Source organism: Prevotella sp. P5-64, assembly GCF_002251285.1.
Lineage (GTDB): Bacteria > Bacteroidota > Bacteroidia > Bacteroidales > Bacteroidaceae > Prevotella.
The window spans coordinates 67,281-86,852 of the sequence record NZ_NPJK01000049.1; the positions used below are offsets into that span (position 1 = coordinate 67,281).

The following is a 19,572-nucleotide window of genomic DNA, read 5'->3' on the forward strand; positions in this document are numbered from 1 at the left end:
CATTATATTATGCCATCTATAAAACGTGGATTAAATCATTTGTTGCATAATAGAGCACAATTTTGTGATTCAATAGTAAAGAACTTTTTGGGTTTTCTTCCAGATAAACTATATCTATCTCTTAGATATAGGTGTCAAATGGGACATTGGATAAACTGGAAAAATCCTAAGACATTCACTGAAAAGCTGCAATGGTTGAAAGTAAATGACTACAAGCCTGAGTACACCAAGATGGTGGACAAATTGGCGGCTAAGGACTATGTGGCACAGAGAATAGGTGAACAGTACATTATACCTACTCTTGGTGTATGGGAATGTGTGGAAAACATAGATTGGGATTCTTTACCGGACCAGTTCGTGTTAAAGACAACTCATGGTGGAGGAGGATGCGGTGTATTCGTTTGCTCAGATAAAACACATTTTGATAATGCTAAAGCAATAGAGAAGTTGCAGACTTCAATGCACTCAAATGCGGGAAAGACATATAGGGAAAAGCCTTATCTGAATGTTCCTCGAAAAATAATAGCTGAGAAGTTCATGGCTGAGCGTAAAGCTAAAGGAAATGCTAAGATATCTGATTTACTAGATTACAAATTTTTCTGTTTTAACGGCAAGGTAAAATGTTTCAAGATTGATTTCGGACGGTTTGTTGAGCATCATGCCAATTATTATTCTCCCGAAGGACAGTTGTTGCCATTCGGAGAAAAAGGGCTCGAACCTGATCCGAATCATATTGAAATGATGCCAGAGAACCTGAATAAGATGATTGATATAGCAGAAAAATTGTCAGAAGGATTTAAATTCTTGCGAGTGGATTTGTATAACGTGAAAGGCAAAATATATTTTGGTGAACTAACTTTCTATCCTGCTTCTGGTATGTTACCTTTTGTTCCTGAAGAATGGGATGAGAAGTTGGGAAGTTTTTTGAATCTATAAAAACATAATTGTTTATGATAAGTTTGTTACCCAAATCACAGTCAATATCTGACAAGATAATGGATTTGTTGACTATGCTACTATATGTATCCTTTGTCATTCTATCTAACGATTCAATGGGTGTTATATATATGGTAGTGATTATACTTCTTATATATTTTATTCATGCAAGCAAGCATGGTTCATTTATACCTAAACATTATTGCATATTCCATAAGTATATGTTGCTAATAGCCTTATTCTGTATGCTTTCTGCAATTTGGTCAGAAAGAAGAGAATATGCTATTGAGAAAGGCATAACACTCTTTGAATTACTATTGGCATTCACTCTGTTATATGAAGCGTATTACAAATGTGACATAAAAAGACTTCTCACAATTGTAATGTGGAGTGGCTTTCTTCTTTCTATATATACGATTTCTTTTGTTGGTATTGATAATCTACAAGATACAATAGATTCTGGTGAGCGACTTGAGAACAGTTTCGCTAATGTGAATGTGGTTGGAATGACTTGCAGCACTTCAATTTTGCTTTGCTACTTCTTTTGGAAGATTAACAAGAATATTGTTGATGTTGTAATGTGCTTACCTTGCTTGTTGGTTGTAGCAGGATCAGGAAGTAGAAAAGCACTTGTGATGCTAATCATAGGATTGTTGGTGTTATCTTTTTTCAATCCATCTGTACGAAGTCATGGCGTCACAAGAATTATAAAACTATTGTTTTCCGTACTTAGTTTGTTTCTTGTTGTATTTTTTGTAGCCAAATCTGGTGTCTTTGGAGGAACTATGGATAGAATGGATGGTCTGTTAGCCTCTTTTACAGGTGTTGGTGACGTAGATTCTTCATCTTTATTGCGAGCATATTATAGACAAATTGGCTTTAATCAATTGAAAGAAACTCCATTGTTAGGAATGGGAATGGGTAATCCAAGGATTCTCGCTCTGCACTACTCCGGTCACGACTGTTACCTACATTGTAATTATGCAGAGGTTGCTGCTGGTGGTGGAATTATAGGACTGGTTTTGGTTTACTGGATTTATGTCCAACTTATAAAATTGGAATTGCGTTCTGCAAAAACAAATTCATATTCTATTATAATTTTACTTTTTATTTTATTAAATTTAGTATTAGATTATGGATCTGTTTCATATTATAGTAAAAATACATATTTTATGATTATGATATTTTGTATTCATTATGAATCACTCAAACAAAACGATTTCCATTTCCTAAAAAATAGAAGATAATGAAGATTTATTTCCTTCTCCCCGATCTTTCAGCAGGAGGTGCGGAAAGAGTATCTATCACAATAGCGCGCCTATTACATAAAGAAGGACATGATGTCGAGTTCATAAACTTTGGCTATCGAAAAGGCGAAATGCTTGACTGGATAGAACCAGAATTTAAGATGACTTGCTTGGAATGTGGTAGGGTTTTGAATGCGATTCCTAAGTTGATGGCATTTATGAAATCACATCCTAATAGTATTTACTTTTCAAGCAGAGAGCATGTCAGCATTGTTGGTATGATTGCAGCAAAAAAGACGGAACGTCAGATTGTAGTACGAATTCCAAACATGCCCAAGAATAAACTGTCAAAAGGTATTACAGGAATTAAGATGATTATCATCAAGACCATCAACAGATGGCTCTTGAAGTCTGCAAAATTCGTAATTGCTCAGAACACCGAGATGCGTAATCAACTTTTAGAGTATTATCACTTGCAAGACGAAAAAGTGGTAGCGATCAACAATCCTATTGATATTGATTATGTAAAGTCTTCGGCAGAAGGAAGTGTTGACCCATTTGATGCTTCAAAGGTTAATTTCTTGAATGTTTGCAACATTGCATATTCTAAAGGAATTGATGTCTTGGAAAAAGCATGGCCTAAGGTAAAATCGGAAATTCCTAATGCATGTATGAATATTGTAGGACGTAATACATCCGAATATGCTAAGGAACTCGTAAGTAAAGCAAACGAATTGGAAGACTTTACCTTTTGGGGATTCCAAAGCAATCCGTATCCATACCTTAAACATTGTGATGTATTTGTACTTCCTTCGCGTATGGAGGGCTTCCCTAATGTAGTGTTGGAGGCACAATGTTTTAATCGCCCAGTAGCAAGTACTACATGTGTAGCTGTAATAAAGGAGATTGTTCAGGAAGGTAAAAATGGCTATTATTGTGACATTGAAGATTCTGAAGCATTGGCTGATTGTATGATAAAAGCAGCAAAATTGAAGAATATAGAAAATAAGTATAATCTGTTTGATAAAGATCTGTTGTTAAATTGCTTTAAATAAAATAATTATGATAAGACAAGCAACAATACATGACTTACCTGCCATTGCAAAGGTGCATAGTATCTGTTTTCCAGATAGCTATTCATCGCAATTGTGCAAGTTGAAAAATGTAATCGGGGGGGGTAATTTATTAGTATCTTTCTACCGAGAATATTTAAACGACAATCCAGAATTGTTCTGGGTGGCTGATGATGAAGATAAAGGAATTGTAGGGTTCTGCATGGGTTACTATATGGATAAGGATGACCAAATGCAGAATTTTATGAAACACAACAGATTTAAGGTGCTGTGGAAGACTTTACTACTGATGTTGAGTGGCAATAAGCAGACATGGAACAAGATGTTGGCACGCTTCAAACATAAGCCATCGCAGAGTGACTGGACAATAGTAAATGACAAAAATGAACACATATTAAATAATCAGCGAGGCGATCTTCTCTCTGTATGTGTCATACCTGAGGGTCGTGGCAAAGGATATGCTCAATCAATGATGGAAGCATATCTTGATGCTATGAAGACTCATGGGCGTAAGCTATGTCTGCTATCTGTAAAGACAGGCAACCTGCGGGCACGACGCTATTACGAACGTAATGGCTTCGATATCTACAGGACAAGAGGTGAGGATGGCCTCACATATATGAAACTATTATAATGGCTTTATCGATGTATCAAATTAAACGTTGGTATCTGATGCTCACAGGCAAGAGTGTGTGGCATGTTAATCAAGATATAGGTAAGTGCTTTGCGAAAGATGAAATACGTGGGTACTATAACAATATGATGGAAAAAGTGACAAAAATGCCAGAACTGTTGGACAATACAGAACTTCCAAAACTAAATTTGGAGAATGGCAAGTTTACTTATTTCCCCGTAGCAATCTTTCAATATGGTCTTGGATGCTATGACTTGTTTCTTTTAACTAAGGAAAAAAGGTATGAAAGAAAATTCCTACAATGTGTAGAATGGACGTTGGAACATCAAGACGACAAAGGACGTTGGAATAATTTCTCACATTATTGCCCCAAAACTCCATACGGAGCGATGGCACAAGGAGAAGCTACCTCACTACTGGTTAGGGCCTTTGTTTATACAGGCAAGAAAGATTATATGGATGCTGCAAAGAAAGCGATAGACTTCATGCTTTTGCCATTGGAAGAGGGAGGAACAACCAAATATGAAGGTGAAGATAGCTTTCTTATGGAATATACCTTTAAGAATGTGGTGATGAATGGTTTTATTTTCTCTTGGTGGGGATTGTATGATTATGTATTAGCTACCTATAAAGAGGAAAAGTATAAGCGGGCTTTGGATAATACTTTGAGAACACTTGTAAAAATCCTGCCAAAGTTCAAGTGTGGTTATTGGAGCATGTATAGTCTTGATGGATTGATAGCCAGCCCATTTTATCATAATCTTCATATAGCTCAGATGCAAGCTATGTATCAACTTACGGGAGAACGAATTTTCGATGATTATGCAACGCTGTGGACACGACAGCAAAAGAATCCTTTATGCAAAGGATTAGCATTCGTGAAGAAATCAATTCAAAAAATAAAAGAATAATTATGAAAATACTACTGTTGTCTAATCAAGGTATGGTTGAGCCATTTGTTGGCAATCCAATCATGCTTAGAATGAGAGATGCTCTTTTGGATGATGATAGAATTGAAGAAGTAAAAATGCGTCGATGTCATCAGCCATTAAAGGTTGCTTTAGAATTAAGGTCGTTAGCAAAAAGTGTAGATATCATTCATGTTCATTTTGGTGGGATGTATGCGTTATTAACCTGGTTCTTATTATTAGGTATCCAAAGGCCTAAATTTATCACATTCCACGGAACGGATATTCATGCAAAGGCGATCAAAACCTCTAAATCTTTGGGAGAGAAGATCAGAATTAAATTAAACCAATATGCGTCTTTTATATCCATCTTGTGTTATAGCAAGTGTGGATTTGTCGCAAAAGAAATGGAAGACTATGTTCCTTCTTTTTTGAGAGGAATATTGAAAAAGAAATCATTTGTTCAACCACTTGGTGTAGACTACAATTTGTTTACTCCAATGGATAAAAAAGAGGCGCAGGATAGGTTATCACTTGAGCATGGAAACTATATACTATTTTCAGATGTTCACAACACCACAATAAAAAGAAGAGACATTGCTCAAGCGATAGTAGATCTTGTCCCAAACTACAAGATGCTCATCTTATGTGGTGTTGACCCCAAAGAGGTTCCTGTATACATAAACGCAAGTGATTGTATCTTACTTACATCGGACGAAGAAGGATCTCCTAATATTATAAGAGAAGCTTTGTCTTTAAATAAGCCTGTTTTTAGTGTAAAAGTAGGAGATGCTGAAAAACAGTTAGAGGGACTGAATAACTCCCTAATAATTAGTCGTGATCCGGTTGAAGCAGCTAATTCTATAGTCGCAAAGTTATCAGAGGGATATTCTGATAATACAAGAATAAATAAAGAAGACATGTTGAACTTTTCAAAATGTTTACGAAACGTAATTAATCTGTATTTTGATTATGAGTAGTTTAAGAAATAGCAACACCCGAATAGGCGTTTTTCTGCGTGATATTTACGCTTTTGCATTGAGATATGTAATTCGAAAAAGACTGCCAAAAGGACATCTCGGGACGAATAGTCACATCCATACACCATCAATAGTGGCAGCAGATACTTTAGAGAATATTTTCCTAGGTGATAATTGTAATATAGATTGGAATAATACACTTTTTTGTACACCGGGTAAATTCATTATGAAGAATAATTCGGGGGCAGCTGTTGGTTTAACTGTAATAACGGGAAACCATATTGGGGCATTGGGCGATTGGTTTAAGAATGAAGGAAATAATAATCTTGAAGGAAAAGATGTTATTGTAGATGAAGATGTGTGGATTGCTTCTAATGTCACCTTATTGGCAGGAGCCTATATCGGTCGAGGATCTATAATAGGCGCAGGTTCAGTGATACGCAGCGTAAAAGTTCCACCTTATGCAGTAGTTGCAGGTAACCCTGCAAAGGTTATAGCATTCCGCTTTACCCCCGAAGAAATCATTGAGCACGAAAAAGCTCTTTATCCTGAAGAAGAACGTCTCCCTCTCGATCTCCTTGAAAAAAACTACAAGAAGTATTTCCTTGATCACATCAAAGAGATAAAGGCTTTCACTGGTCTTATTTGCAAATAGAAAACTCACATATTATTAATTAAAAAACAAAACAACAATGGAATTAAATGAATTTGTAGCGAACTTCGCTGAGCAGTTTGATGACACTGATGCATCTGAAATCACAGCATCTACCGTATTTCATGACCTTGATGAGTGGTCTTCACTCGTTGGTATGAGCGTAATTGCTCTCGCTAAGACTGAGTATGGCAAGTCAATCACGGGTGCTGAGCTCAAGGCTTGTGTGACTGTGGAGGATGTATTCAATCTCATCAACAACAAGTAAGACAACCATGGAACAATTCAATCCGTTTACCCTCGCTGGCAAACAGATTCTTGTTACTGGTGCATCATCTGGCATAGGTAGGGGCATCGCCCTTGCCTGCGCCAAGATGGGTGCAACAGTTATCGTTACCGGTCGCAATGTTGAGCGTCTGAACGAGACATTGAATCAAATGCCCGAGGGCGACCACAAGGCCATCTCTGCTGACCTGACAAAAGCAGAGGATATCCAGACCCTTGTCAGCCAGCTCCCAAAACTTGATGGCTTTGTGCAGTGTGCAGGAGTTGGCAGTCGTGTGGCTTGCAAGGACATCAACCAAGAAGCTATCGATCATACAATGAATGCTAATTTTGAAGCACCAGTGCTCCTTCAGGCTTCTCTTTTGAAGAACAAGAAGATAAACAAGGCTGCTTCAATCGTATATATTGCAAGTATTGCAGCATGGAGTCCTTCAATGGGCAATGGTGTATATAGTGCATCAAAAGGCGCAATCATTTCTTATGCTCAATGCCTAGCTCAGGAACTTGCACCTCGCCTTATTCGTGTTAACTGCATTTGTCCTGCAATGGTATGGACAGACCTCGTTCTGCAGGATGGCGTAACACGCGAAGACTTGCAAGAGGACGAAAAACGCTATCCTCTCAAACGTTATGGAACCCCAGAGGACATTGCCAACCTTGCTATCTATTTACTGAGTGATGCAAGCGGTTGGATGACCGGATCTAACATTAAGATATCTGGGGGGGGGTAATTAAGCTCTAATGAACACCATAAGAATAGAAAACGATCTTCTACAATCTGCAACGTATCTCTTTGACGGATACCTTGTGGATTGTGGAGATTCCGAAAAGATTATTGAGGCTCTTGGTGATAGAGAGTTGAAAGGTGTTTTCCTTACTCATTGCCATCAGGATCATATCTATGGAATTGAGAAGGTGTTGAATCGATACCCTCACGCGAAAGTCTATTGTTCGCAAAAGACGTTTGAGGGTTTGCATGATGACCATCTCAACCTTTCGTACATTATCCCAGAGTATTCATTCTGTTTCACTAAAGATGAGAATGTGGTGATATTGGAGGAAGGCAAACACACGATAGATGATATGATGGTGGAGGTCCTTTCAACTTCAGGTCATTCTGAAGATTGCCTATCATTCATCATCGAAGATAAAATATTTACAGGCGACTCTTACATTCCCTTTGCCAAGGTTTTCACAAAATGGCCAACGAGCAAAAAGGCTTTGGCTTTAGAAAATGAGGCAAAGTTGAAAGAGATTGCTGATACACTAAATTTGAAAGTATTCCCAGGACACTGGACAAGATAATAATTAAAAACGATATACAAATATGGCATTTATTAAAGGTATCAGTTACTACCTCCCCGAGCGTGTGATAACCAACGAAGAACTGCTTCAGGAGTTTCCTGAGTGGAGTGTGGATAAGGTAGCGGCTAAGGTGGGCGTGAACTCTCGCCATCTGGCAGCTGCTGATGAGACAGCTGGCGATATGGCAGAGAAAGCAGCTCGCAAGCTGTTTGAGGAATACAGCATAGATCCAAAGACCATCGACTTTGTGATGCTTTGCACACAGTCTTCAGATTACTTCCTCCCTTCAACCGCTTGCATACTCCAGAACCGTCTTGGTATCCCTACATCAGCTGGTGCATTCGACTACAATCTTGGTTGCTCTGGTTGCGTGTATGGTATGGCAATGGCTAAGAGTTTTGTGGATAGCGGTCTTGCAAAGAACGTACTCGTACTGACAGCAGAAACCTATCAGAAGTACCTCCATCCATCAGACAAGAGCAATCGTTCCATCTTTGGTGATGGTGCAGCTGCTTGTCTGATTTCAACTGAGGGAATCGCTGAGATTGGCCAGTGTGTGCTGGGTACTGATGGTTCTGGTGCTGAACACCTTACCGTTAAGACAGGTGCAGCTCGTTGCAAACAGGCTACTGGCAGTGTGGTAGTTGACGAGGACGGACACGAGCGTTATGATGACTATCTCTATATGAACGGTTCAGCCATCTTTAACTTTACACTTGATGCAGTACCTGCTATGATGAAGCAAATTTTGGAGAAGAATCAGATGGAGAAGGATGATGTGGATTACTACGTCTTCCATCAGGCAAACAAGTTCATGCTCAACACTATCCGCAAGGTGTGCGTGTTGCCAAAGGATAAGTTTTATGTGAACCTTGAGGAGACGGGTAATACCGTATCATCGACTGTGATGATTGGTTTGAAACAGAATCTGGATGCTGGCAAGATAACTCCAGGAATGAAAGTAATGGTAACCGGCTTTGGCGTTGGTCTTAGCTGGGGTGGTACAATTTTGATATTTTAGGAGATTACCTTTAATATGAAAATCGTTAACATAACAGGTGGTTTAGGTAACCAAATGTTCCAATACGCCTTTGCCATGGCTTTGCAGCATAGGCATCCGGAAGAAAAGGTGTATATTGACACACAACATTATCACACCATCTTCTTCAAGAAATTCAAGGGAATAAACCTGCATAATGGCTATGAGATAGATAAGGTGTTCCCCAAGGCAAATCTGCCAATAGCAGGATTCTGGCAATTGGCTAAGATATCCTATTGGATTCCGAACTATGTGCTCTCGCGCATTGGTCGCAAACTCTTGCCCTTGCGTAAGACGGAATATATGCCGCCATATAGCATGAACTATACCTTCGACAAGGAAGCTCTTGAGCGTAAAGGTGACTGCTATTACGAAGGCTACTGGCAGTCAGCACACCACTTTACGGAAATCAAGACAGAATTGCAGGAGGTGTATAACCAATCTGAACCTAACGAGTACAATGCAGGATTAATAAAGGAAATAGAGAGAACAGAATCGGTAGGCATACATGTTCGCAGAGGAGATTATCTGAACGAACCGGAATTCCGTGGTATATGTGGTGTGGATTATTATAAGAAAGCAATCAAGGATGTTCTATCAGATGGGAAAAAGCATTGTTTCTATATTTTCTCTAATGATATGCGATGGTGTCGTGAGAACTTAGCTCCACTGACGCAAGGTCAAGAAATGATTTTTGTTACTGGCAATACAGGTAAAAACAGTTGTTGGGATATGTTCTTGATGACTTACTGTAAGGACTTGATAATAGCGAATAGCTCGTTCAGCTGGTGGGGAGCTTTTTTAAATAAATATGTAAATCGTGTATATGCTCCATTCCCATGGCTAAATAGAGATTGTGAATTGGATGTATATGATGATTCTTGGATTAAAGTGTATTAGTTATGCAAGACTACGGATTAGTATCTATCATCACTCCCACTTGGGCGTGTGCAGACTTTATTGCTGAAACAATCAAGAGTATTCAATGTCAAACTTACCAAAACTGGGAACTTCTTATTCAAGACGACTGTTCTAAGGACAATACGTTGGAAGTTGTAAAGCCGTTTATGGAGGCTGACAAGCGTATAAAGTATGAATGTAATCCTGAGAACTCTGGTGCTGCCATAACCCGCAACAATGCTTTGCGTAGGGCAAAGGGAAGGTGGATTGCCTTTCTTGATTCGGATGACTTGTGGTTGCCTGAGAAATTGGAGCATCAACTGGAGTTTATGGTGGAGAATGGTTATGCTTTCTCTTATCATGAATATACGGAGATGAGTGAGGACGGCAAGGACTTGGGCGTGTATGTGTCGGGCATCAAGAAAGTGAGCAAGTTGGCTATGTTTATGTGCTGCTGGCCAGGATGCTTGGCTGTCATGTACGACAGAGAGCGTATAGGACTGGTGCAGATTAAGGATGTAAGAAAGAATAACGATACAGCTCTGTGGCTGAAAGTTGTCAGAAGAGCTCCTTGCTATTTGTTGAAGGAGAACTTGGCAAAGTATCGTCGCCGTCAGGTGAGCATTACCCCTAAGCCATTATGGAAACGTATTTGGGCACATTATCCTTTGTTTCATGTGGCAGAAGAGATGAATCCTGTGATGGCAACATTTTGGACATTGGTGAATGTCGTTGGTAATGGCTGGAAGAAGATGTGGTATGTAAAGAGACAATGAATAGGACCACAATGGATAAGTCTGCTGAAACATTATTGCGCTTGTTGGATATTGCCATAAATGGACGAGCGTGTGATATGATAAATAATGTGGATTGGCAGAGTGTAATGAATCTTTCACAAATGCAAGGTGTGCGCGGGCTGGCATATGAGGCTTTGGAAATATTGAGGCAAAATGATGCGACTTGCTATTCTTTTCCTGATTGCATGACATTGATGCAATGGTACGCGCAGACGGTATTTGTGGAGAAAAGGAATGCGCAATATACAGATTGGGTAAAGAAAGTTGTGGAACTCTGGAAGGAACATGATATTAAAACTATCGTTTTCAAAGGATTGGCTCATGGTAGATATTATCCAAAGCCAGCACATAGGGAGTTTGGAGACTTTGACTGCTATTTGATGGATGCACATGGAAACTGTGCTTATAGGCAGGGAAATGAGATAGCTCGTGATAAAGGTATGATGGTGGAGGATGGATGGTATAAACATTCGCATATTGGTTATAGGAATCTGACAGTCGAGAACCACCGATACTTTACTTCAGCCCGTCGTGGTGGTACGGATTTGGCTCTGCATAAATACATGGTTGAGGCTGTAAAGAATTGCAGTCAACTTGAAAGATTGGAAGGAACTGACATTTATGTGTTGCCCGTTGAGGCCGAGGGGTTGTTTATGCTCTATCATTCATTGACGCATTTTCTGGTAGAAGGTATTAATCTGCGGCATTTTGTGGATTGGGCTTGTTGGATTAAAGCTAATCAAGATAAGGTGGAGTGGATGGGCTTTTATTCGCTATGCAAAAGATTCAGATTGGATGGATTTGTAGATGTGCTTAATTCTATTGCCGTAAATTATCTTGGTGTGGAATTGCATGACAAAACTATTTTTACTGATAGCGAGTTTGCCGAAAGGGCTATAGATAGTGCTTTGTATGATGATTCTTTTATTTACAATCGTGGCAAAGGACAATGGTATCAGCGTCTGCATGTTATCGGCAATGCATTCAGACATTCATGGAAATACAAAGATGTGGCACACTATAATATGATAGGTTATGTGTGGCAGTTTGTGTATGGTTTCTTAAGAAGAAAAGAATAGCGGTAAGCACTCAAATTAGGGCTTATATTAGGAAGAAGTATCTTCGATTCTGAATTTACACATTGGCTTATGTATGGCAGTGAAGATTTGGAAAGGTTCTATTTCCAGTGATAGACGGAGGCAATGCCTTAGCTCTCAAGTAACAAAGGTCTTTATAATTTATTCTACAAATGGCACACAGATACTCATTTAGGATGAGGTTAAGAGACGCAGGTCGGCCGAACGTAAGGTGGATGGCTTGAATGCGAAATTGGACTATGTGGAATAGTTTACATAGTTTCAGATGCTGTAGATTATATTATCTGCGAAACAGCATATAGAGGGAATATGTTGACATGACGAACGGTATCTTTACCTTCTTTATGAGTATAACAAAACTCTCTGAAATTCTCTAATGAGCAACGGATGGCCTCGGTGATATGCTTCTCAGTATAAAAGCCCACAGACTTTTCATTCCACCTTGGTTTCCTGCTTTGACTTCAATGGGAAGAATATTAAGATGCGATGGCAGAAGATAGTCGATTTCTGCTAATTTGTTAATTGCTGTATTTCAGTCGCAAAGATAACAAAATGAAATTATCCAAACAAATAAATCATCAAAAATCGAAATTATCCAAACAAATAAATCTGCGATAAACGAAATTATCCAAACAAATAATTTTAACAAATAGATATTTATAATCATATTATGACAATGAAATTGCGTAATGTGCCTTTCTCTCCGCCGGATATGACGGAGGCAGAGGCGGCAGAAGTGCGTGATGCCATTTTGTCTGGTTGGATAACAACCGGACCGCGCACAAAGAAGTTGGAAAAGGAAGTGGCCGAATTTTTGGGTGTGAACAAGGCTGTATGCCTGAACTCGCAGACGGCTTGTGCCGAAATGGCTCTGAGGCTGTTGGGCGTAGGCGAAGGTGATGAGGTGATAGTGCCTGCTTATACCTATACGGCAAGTGCTTCGGTGGTAGAACATGTTGGGGCTACGCTCGTCTTCGTTGATGTGCAGAAGGATTGCCTCGAGATGGATTATGACGCTGTGGAGAAGGCCGTGACTCCTAATACCAAGGCTATTATCCCTGTAGATTTGGCCGGTATTCCCTGTGACTACGACCGTCTGTTCGAGATAGTGGAGCGCAAGAAGGACATCTTCACTCCTAAGACTGACTTGCAGAAGATGATTGGTCGTGTTGCCATCTGTTGCGATGCAGCTCATGCCTTTGGTGCTTCGCGCAAGGGAAAGATGGTGGGCTCGATAGCTGACTTCTCATCGTTCTCTTTCCATGCCGTAAAGAATCTGACTACTGCTGAGGGCGGTGCGCTGTCGTGGAATCTGCCGTTCGGCAATGAACTGGTGGTGAAAGATTTGGACAAGAATGAGGACAATACCTTCAGCGGTGTGCCAGAGATAGTGGGCGAGACCTGGAATGAGAACCTTTACCGCAAGGCGCAGCTGTTGAGTCTGCATGGTCAGAACAAGGATGCGCTGGCGAAGACCAAGCTCGGCGCCTGGGAGTATGATATCATTGGTACATGGTATAAGTGTAATATGACTGACGTGGTGGCTGCTATCGGACTGGTGCAGATGGATCGCTATGAGGGTATGCTGGCGCGTCGCCGCCAGATGATAGCTCGTTATGATGAGGCTTTTGCGGGACTTGATGTGGCTGTGCTGAAGCATTATACTGAGGACTATACATCGTCTGGCCATCTGTATCTGGTGCGTCTGCTCGGCAAGACGCGTGAGGAAGCGAACCTGGTGATAGAAAAGATGGCAGAGCGGGGTATTGCAACCAATGTACACTATAAGCCTCTGCCTATGATGACGGCCTATAAGAAGTTGGGCTTTGACATCAAGGATTTCCCCAATGCTTTCCATGCGTTTGAGAATGAGATTACACTGCCACTGAATACCAAAATGACTGATGAGGATGTGGAGTATGTGATTGATAATTTCGTAGAGATAGTATCTGAATTGTAATTAATACAAAAGCCCGAAGATAGAGGTATAATATCTTGATCTTCGGGCTTATTTTATCCTATATATATGAAAAGACTATTTGACATCGTTGCTTCTGGGTGTGGCTTGATTGTATTGAGTCCGTTGTTTTTGATATTGGCGGTATGGATTAAACTGGATTCCAAAGGTCCGGTCTTTTATAGGCAAGTGCGCGTGGGAAGAGGTAATAAGGATTTCCGAATATATAAGTTCCGTTCCATGTGTATAGGAGCGGACAAGGGCTCGTTGGTGACCATTGGCGGTCGGGACCCTCGCGTGACACGTTCTGGTTATTTTATACGTAAATATAAGTTTGATGAGCTACCACAGTTAATAAACGTATTTGTTGGTGACATGAGTTTGGTGGGCCCGCGTCCGGAAGTGCGCCACTATGTAAATTACTGGACGACTGAACAAATGCATGTGTTAGATGTCCGTCCAGGTATTACTGATCCGGCAAGCATCAAGTTCCGTAACGAAAATGAACTTATGGAAAAGGCTGAAAATCCAGAAGATTACTATATTCGTGTAATCATGCAGGAGAAGATAAAGCTGTATTTGGAATATGTGAAGCATAGCTCGTTTTGGTATGATATTAAACTCATATTCCAGACATTTAAGGTTATTCTCACAGAACGGTGAGAATATTAATGGAAGCTGTAGATTGAACCTAAGTTCTCTACGTTTGGCGTTATAATTGTTGTGATTAAGGATGTTATGGAAGAATTGGTAAAACGGGTAAGTGATTTTGTAGAAATGGAGCATCGTTCTGGAGCCATGCAATTGATAAGTGCTGAGTATGTGGCTCGTTGTATGCAGATTGCCAAAGAAGATGCGGCAGCTGCTCTCGAAGCGCTAAAGAAATAATTGAGTTGTAGTGATAGGCGGTTGCAGGTAATTCGTGCTATATATATAAATAGGTGGACAGTATATTTGGCGGTGTCGATGGAACTTGTTACTTTTGCTGTGTTAAAGCAGAGATTATGGAGAATATGACAAAGCGTGAGGCCAATTGGCAGGAAAGTTACAAGGAGCTATTGGCTTATGTTGAGGAACATGGACAACTACCCAACAAGAAGAAGGCGGACAAGCGTGGCCTTTTGAACTGGTGGAAGTATAACAAGAAACAGATGAAGGCCGGCAAACTGGATGATGAGCACATGCAGCTTCTGATAGAATTGAGCGATAAGCGGCGGGTGCATCTGCTGTTTGCGGATGAGTCGGGTGACGACGAATAGTTGTTGCCGTATATGTGTCCAATAGAATGGTGCATAGAGCCGGATTTCCATAGTATGGGAGTCCGGCTCTATGCGTTTATGTGGGTCGCAATACGTTGGGAATCATCCGAATTTCCGCGCTTTTTCTTGGCTTCGCTGTAAGTGTTGCGATTTATCCCAAAACGGTCATTAGGCCGTTAGGTGTGTTATTTCATGACTGCCTGCAGTCTTTTGTCTTTTATAAGGCGTCTCTTGCTTGTTTTTTAATTCGCAACAGCTCGCTATTACTCATTAAAAACCATACAAAATCCACTCTTCCAAAAGAGCCAGATCCAAGCAAGTCCTAATGACCGATCCGGGTTTATACATGAAACAGCAGGTCAACTGCGGGTGACATCTTCGGCTAAACGCAACGACATTATCTTTCCGCGTCGTACAGCGTCGGTGACCTTCGGTTCTGAGTGGCTGCTGCTTGTGGGCGTCCGAAAGGCATAGTGGAACGTTCCCGCGGAAACTGGTTGAGGGAAAAGTCTCTTGCCATTTGTTCTCTATTTGCTACATCTATTAAAGGATGTGATAGACACAAAAAACCGTTGTGGTTGTTGGCGGCTTCGCCTTGTTGGAGTTGTTGGTGACGCCTGACGGGAAACGAGTTTTTCTCTTTGTCGTCACCAATACCTCCAACGCTATGCTTCGCATGACGACAACAGCCGTCACGGTTCAAAAAGCGGCCGTCGGCCGTACAAAAAGTCCGCCTTTGGCGGTAAAAAAAGCCTAATACCAAAATTTATTTTGCCAAATTACCGCCTGATACCAAAATCTTTTTTGTGGATTTATGCCCTAATACCAAAATCTTTTGTAGCGAAATTCGGTCTGATACCGAAATCTTTGGGTTGTTTGCCCATTGCGGGTAACGCCTTCGGCTAAGCGCAACACTTACAGCGTTGCCATGATGGTGGGGGGGGGCGTGTACCCAGGGTAGCGTGCTTTTGCCCGCAACCCTGGGCTGGGAAAACGCAACACCTACAGCGTTGCTGCTGCTTGTGGAAGCCCCTCTCTAACTCTCCCCAAGGGGCGAGAATGCCAACCTGGTGAGTTATGCATAGTTATTGGTGAAATGATGGGGTGGGTGGTGTGATAGAGCTCCGTTCTGGCGACAACGCTGTAAATGGTGGTGCTTGTGGGAGAGCTTCCCTGTTTTTTACCTCTGTTTGCTTTAACTATTAAGGGATGGAGATAAAGACAAAAAGCCGTGGTGGCTGTTGTCGGCTTCGCCTTATTGGGGCTGATGGTGACGCCAGTCAGAAAACAAGTTTTCCTCCTTGTCATCACCGTCATCACCAATGTCATGCATAACATGACGCCAACAGCCATCATGGTTCAAAAAGCGGCCGTTGGCCGTTCAAAAAGTCCGCCTTTGGCGGTGAAAAAATAGCTGCTTGTGGAGTCCCCTATCTAACTCTCCCCAAGGGGCGAGAATGCCAACCTGTTGTGGTCCTTCCCCAAAGTGGCCGCTCTCACCTTCTGTTCGGCGTTGATTATATTGGAATTTTAGCTTTATAGCAATGGGGTCATATAAACTGGTACTAACAGCACGTTCCCGTCTTTATGAAAATCTTTCGTATAAAGTAGATATGGCTGGTTTATTCTATCTGAATATTTGAGGCAGAAAGCATCTAACGATGCATGAGTCTTATATCCAGACGATTTTACTTCAATGGGGCAAAGTTTGTTGCCTCTCGACAAGAGAAAGTCTACCTCATAAGAATGGGTGTCGTCTTTGGGGAAGGTATAGTAAAACAGTTTGTTGCCAGATGCACGAAGCATTTGTGCAATTAGATTTTCATATACATATCCCAGATTGGCTGACAATTTGTCATTGAGCAGTTTCTGGTATATGATATTTTCCGTAAAATCCTTATCCCAAAATGCCATTGTCACAAACAATCCTGTATCACCTATATATAATTTATATTTTCCATAATCGGCTGTCAATGACATTCCAACATTGGGGTCATCTGCATGATAAGCCACGTTGACAGTCTTGCTGTCTTCCAGGCAAAGAATCATCTCGTCGATTTTGTCAGCGCCCGTTTTCCCAATTACAGGTGTGGGTTGGTAGCGCAACAGATTACGGCTTAGCTGTGAGGGTATAGCCATAAATAGTTTCGAAATTTTCCCCGTAGGGTCTATTTTTCTAAAATCATCTGCATACAGTTGTACAATCTGTCGTTTTACCATATCAACTTGCTGCAAATTGTTTGTATCTAAATAGGCGTTGATAGCTTGTGGCATTCCTCCAACCAACAGATACAATCTCAATTCGCGCATTTTCTGACGATTTAAGCCATCGCCTAATGGCATTTTCTTTTCAAAGAACTTACGCATCAGTGGCATTGTTGTCTCATCACTCATTGCCCATCGAAACTCTTCATAGTCCATTGGGAACATCTCAAGTCGATATTCCTCACTGGGTATGCTAATATCTTTGGTATTCTTTCGAATGCTTATAAGGGAACCTGTTTCAATATAATCATATCTGCCATCCTTTATCAAGTATTTGATTGCTTGTCGAGCTTTAGGGCATTGTTGTACTTCGTCAAAGATTATCACAGACTCTCTTTCGTACAATGTGGTCTTATAAATATTCTGCAAGAACAAAAAAATATAATCTATGTCCATCAAGTTGTCAAAGAGTCCCTTGACTTCTTTTGAGGCTTCATTGAAGTCTATCAAAATGTATGAACGGTATTCCTTTTGAGCGAATTCTTCCACAATGGTAGACTTACCTATACGCCTTGCTCCCTCTAAAAGCAAGGCTGTTTTGCCTTTAGATGTCTCTTTCCATTCTTTTAGTTTGGAATAGATTTTACGCTTGAATATTACATCTGACATAATTCCCTTTTTGCCCTCAAAGTTACATGAAAAATCCCTGATACCAAAATTTATCATGGCAAAATATGGTCTGATACCAAAATCTTTTTTGTGGATTTATGCCCTAATACCAAAATCTTTTGTAGCGAAATTCGGTCTGATACCGAAATCTTTGGGTTGTTTGCCCATTGCGGGTAACGCCTTCGGCTAAGCGCAACACTTACAGCGTAGCCATGATGGTGGGGTGGGCGTGTACCCAGGGTAGCGTGCTTTCGCCCGCAACCCTGGGCTGGGGAAACGCAACACTTACAGCGTTGCTGCTGCTTGTGGAAGCCACTCTCTAACTCTCCCCAAGGGGCGAGAATGCTAACCTGGTGAGTTACGCATAGTTATTGGTGAAAAGGTGGGGTGTGAGGCGTGATAGAGCTTTGTTCTGGCGACAACGCTGTAAATTGTGGTGCTTGTGGGGGGATATTTCCAGGTCTTTTATCCTCTGTTTGCTTTAACTATTAAGGGATGGAGATAAAGACAAAAAGCCGTGGTGGCTGTTGTCGGCTTCGCCTTATTGGGGCTGATGGTGACGCCAGTCAGAAAACAAGTTTTCCTTCTTGTCATCACCGTCATCACCAATGTCATGCATTGCATGACGACAACAGCCATCATGGTTCAAAAAAGCGGCCGTAGGCCGTTCAAAAAGTCCGCCTTTGGCGGTGAAAAAATAGCTGCTTGCGGTGCCCCTCTCTAACTTTCTCCAAGGGGCGAGAATGCTAACCTGGTGAGTTACGCATAGTTATTGGTGAAATGATGGGGGGTGTGATAGAGCTTCGTTCTGGCGACAACGCTGTAAATGGTGGCGCTTGTGGGAGAGTTTCCATGTTTTTTACCTCTGTTTGCTTTAACTATTAAGGGATGGAGATAAAGACAAAAAGCTGTGGTGGCTGTTGTCGGCTTCGCCTTATTGGGGTTGATGGTGACGCCAGTCAGAAAACAAGTTTTCCTTCTTGTCATCACCGTCATCACCAATGTCATGCATTGCCTGACGACAACAGCCATCATGGTTCAAAAAGCGGCCGCAGGCCGTTCAAAAAGTCCGCCTTTGGCGGTGAAAAAATAGCTGCATGTGGAGTCCTTCTTTAACTCTCCCCAAGGGGGCGAGAATGCTAACTTGGTGAGTTACGCATAGTTATTGGTGAAATGATGGGGTGGGTGGTGTGATAGAGCTCCGTTCTGTCGACAACGCTGTAAATGGTGGTGCTTGTGGGAGAGTTTCCATGTTTTTACCTCTGTTTGCTTTAACTATTAAGGGATGGAGATAAAGACAAAAAGCCGTGGTGGCTGTTGTCGGCTTCGCCTTATTGGGGCTGATGGTGACGCCAGTCAGAAAACAAGTTTTCCTTCTTGTCATCACCGTCATCACCAATGTCATGCATTGCATGACGACAACAGCCACCACGGTTCAAAAAGCGGCCGTCGGCCGTTCTAAAAGTCCGCCTTTGGCGGTGAAAAAATAGCTGCTTGTGGTGCCCCTTTCTAACTCTCCCCAAGGGGCGAGAATGCCAACCTGATGTGGTTCACATTCTGGATGTGTGGGGTGGATGGAGCATGAGACTCGTCGTATTCCGAACCTGCATAGATGCTCTATATACCTTA

The 19,572-nt window shown here is 41.3% G+C and carries 23 protein-coding genes; 22 read left to right on the plus strand and 1 reads right to left on the minus strand.

Features of this window, described 5'->3' with window-relative positions:
- Nucleotides 1-9 precede the first annotated feature (9 nt).
- The 19 genes from CIK87_RS09525 to CIK87_RS09610 all read left to right on the plus strand — a co-directional run bounded on the left by CIK87_RS09525 (nt 10) and on the right by CIK87_RS09610 (nt 16,483).
- The gene (locus CIK87_RS09525; RefSeq protein ID WP_094386975.1) at nt 10-936 is read left to right on the plus strand and encodes an ATP-grasp fold amidoligase family protein; all 927 of its coding nucleotides are present in this window, start codon (nt 10-12) and stop codon (nt 934-936) included.
- A 59-nt stretch (nt 937-995) separates the two neighbouring features.
- Nucleotides 996-2,183, plus strand: a complete 1,188-nt coding sequence (locus CIK87_RS09530) for an O-antigen ligase (RefSeq protein ID WP_158216230.1) — start codon at nt 996-998, stop codon at nt 2,181-2,183.
- Complete coding sequence (locus CIK87_RS09535; RefSeq protein ID WP_094386977.1) at nt 2,183-3,238, plus strand: glycosyltransferase; 1,056 nt, start codon at nt 2,183-2,185, stop codon at nt 3,236-3,238. The genes CIK87_RS09530 and CIK87_RS09535 overlap by 1 nt, the downstream gene beginning before the upstream one ends.
- 7 nt (nt 3,239-3,245) lie before the next feature.
- The gene (locus CIK87_RS09540; protein ID WP_094386978.1) at nt 3,246-3,890 is read left to right on the plus strand and encodes an N-acetyltransferase; all 645 of its coding nucleotides are present in this window, start codon (nt 3,246-3,248) and stop codon (nt 3,888-3,890) included.
- A 125-nt stretch (nt 3,891-4,015) separates the two neighbouring features.
- Nucleotides 4,016-4,801, plus strand: coding sequence for a D-glucuronyl C5-epimerase family protein (locus tag CIK87_RS09545; RefSeq protein WP_158216231.1), 786 nt, complete (start codon nt 4,016-4,018; stop codon nt 4,799-4,801).
- 2 nt (nt 4,802-4,803) lie between these two features.
- The gene (locus CIK87_RS09550) at nt 4,804-5,778 is read left to right on the plus strand and encodes a glycosyltransferase (RefSeq protein ID WP_094386980.1); all 975 of its coding nucleotides are present in this window, start codon (nt 4,804-4,806) and stop codon (nt 5,776-5,778) included.
- On the plus strand, nt 5,771-6,433 hold the full coding sequence (locus tag CIK87_RS09555) for an acyltransferase (RefSeq protein WP_094386981.1): 663 nt from the start codon (nt 5,771-5,773) through the stop codon (nt 6,431-6,433). Before CIK87_RS09550 ends, CIK87_RS09555 begins: the two co-directional genes overlap by 8 nt.
- A 37-nt stretch (nt 6,434-6,470) precedes the next feature.
- Nucleotides 6,471-6,698, plus strand: coding sequence for an acyl carrier protein (locus CIK87_RS09560; RefSeq protein ID WP_094386982.1), 228 nt, complete (start codon nt 6,471-6,473; stop codon nt 6,696-6,698).
- A gap of 7 nt (nt 6,699-6,705) precedes the next feature.
- On the plus strand, nt 6,706-7,446 hold the full coding sequence (locus CIK87_RS09565; protein WP_094386983.1) for an SDR family NAD(P)-dependent oxidoreductase: 741 nt from the start codon (nt 6,706-6,708) through the stop codon (nt 7,444-7,446).
- Nucleotides 7,447-7,456: 10 nt separating this feature from the next.
- Nucleotides 7,457-8,020 (plus strand): MBL fold metallo-hydrolase, encoded by a 564-nt coding sequence (locus tag CIK87_RS09570; RefSeq protein ID WP_094386984.1) that lies wholly within the window; start codon nt 7,457-7,459, stop codon nt 8,018-8,020.
- A 22-nt stretch (nt 8,021-8,042) separates the two neighbouring features.
- Nucleotides 8,043-9,041, plus strand: a complete 999-nt coding sequence (locus CIK87_RS09575) for a 3-oxoacyl-ACP synthase III family protein (RefSeq protein ID WP_094386985.1) — start codon at nt 8,043-8,045, stop codon at nt 9,039-9,041.
- A 15-nt stretch (nt 9,042-9,056) separates the two neighbouring features.
- Nucleotides 9,057-9,959: an alpha-1,2-fucosyltransferase gene (locus tag CIK87_RS09580; protein WP_094386986.1), complete on the plus strand. Its 903-nt coding sequence runs from the start codon at nt 9,057-9,059 to the stop codon at nt 9,957-9,959.
- Nucleotides 9,960-9,961: 2 nt separating this feature from the next.
- Nucleotides 9,962-10,735 carry a glycosyltransferase family 2 protein gene (locus CIK87_RS09585; RefSeq protein ID WP_094386987.1) on the plus strand — a complete coding sequence of 258 codons (774 nt, stop codon included), beginning with the start codon at nt 9,962-9,964 and terminating at the stop codon, nt 10,733-10,735.
- 11 nt (nt 10,736-10,746) lie between these two features.
- Complete coding sequence (locus tag CIK87_RS09590) at nt 10,747-11,835, plus strand: nucleotidyltransferase family protein (RefSeq protein ID WP_158216232.1); 1,089 nt, start codon at nt 10,747-10,749, stop codon at nt 11,833-11,835.
- 688 nt (nt 11,836-12,523) lie between these two features.
- Nucleotides 12,524-13,813: a DegT/DnrJ/EryC1/StrS aminotransferase family protein gene (locus tag CIK87_RS09595; protein WP_094386989.1), complete on the plus strand. Its 1,290-nt coding sequence runs from the start codon at nt 12,524-12,526 to the stop codon at nt 13,811-13,813.
- Between the two features lie 66 nt (nt 13,814-13,879).
- Nucleotides 13,880-14,473: a sugar transferase gene (locus tag CIK87_RS09600; RefSeq protein WP_094386990.1), complete on the plus strand. Its 594-nt coding sequence runs from the start codon at nt 13,880-13,882 to the stop codon at nt 14,471-14,473.
- A gap of 75 nt (nt 14,474-14,548) precedes the next feature.
- Nucleotides 14,549-14,698 carry a hypothetical protein gene (locus tag CIK87_RS14385; RefSeq protein ID WP_158215056.1) on the plus strand — a complete coding sequence of 50 codons (150 nt, stop codon included), beginning with the start codon at nt 14,549-14,551 and terminating at the stop codon, nt 14,696-14,698.
- A gap of 116 nt (nt 14,699-14,814) precedes the next feature.
- On the plus strand, nt 14,815-15,069 hold the full coding sequence (locus tag CIK87_RS09605; protein WP_094386991.1) for a helicase associated domain-containing protein: 255 nt from the start codon (nt 14,815-14,817) through the stop codon (nt 15,067-15,069).
- 1,231 nt (nt 15,070-16,300) lie between these two features.
- Nucleotides 16,301-16,483, plus strand: a complete 183-nt coding sequence (locus tag CIK87_RS09610) for a hypothetical protein (RefSeq protein ID WP_094386992.1) — start codon at nt 16,301-16,303, stop codon at nt 16,481-16,483.
- A gap of 122 nt (nt 16,484-16,605) precedes the next feature.
- Here CIK87_RS09610 and CIK87_RS09615 read toward each other — a convergent pair whose 3' ends face one another.
- Nucleotides 16,606-17,943: an ATP-binding protein gene (locus tag CIK87_RS09615; protein WP_094387013.1), complete on the minus strand. Its 1,338-nt coding sequence runs from the start codon at nt 17,941-17,943 to the stop codon at nt 16,606-16,608.
- Nucleotides 17,944-18,460: 517 nt separating this feature from the next.
- Between CIK87_RS09615 and CIK87_RS09620 the strand changes: the two genes are divergently transcribed.
- From CIK87_RS09620 to CIK87_RS14055, 3 genes are all read left to right on the plus strand, one after another.
- On the plus strand, nt 18,461-18,667 hold the full coding sequence (locus CIK87_RS09620; protein WP_094386993.1) for a hypothetical protein: 207 nt from the start codon (nt 18,461-18,463) through the stop codon (nt 18,665-18,667).
- A gap of 186 nt (nt 18,668-18,853) precedes the next feature.
- Complete coding sequence (locus tag CIK87_RS14050; RefSeq protein WP_144008170.1) at nt 18,854-19,036, plus strand: hypothetical protein; 183 nt, start codon at nt 18,854-18,856, stop codon at nt 19,034-19,036.
- A 214-nt stretch (nt 19,037-19,250) separates the two neighbouring features.
- On the plus strand, nt 19,251-19,433 hold the full coding sequence (locus CIK87_RS14055) for a hypothetical protein (protein WP_144008171.1): 183 nt from the start codon (nt 19,251-19,253) through the stop codon (nt 19,431-19,433).
- Nucleotides 19,434-19,572 lie beyond the last annotated feature (139 nt).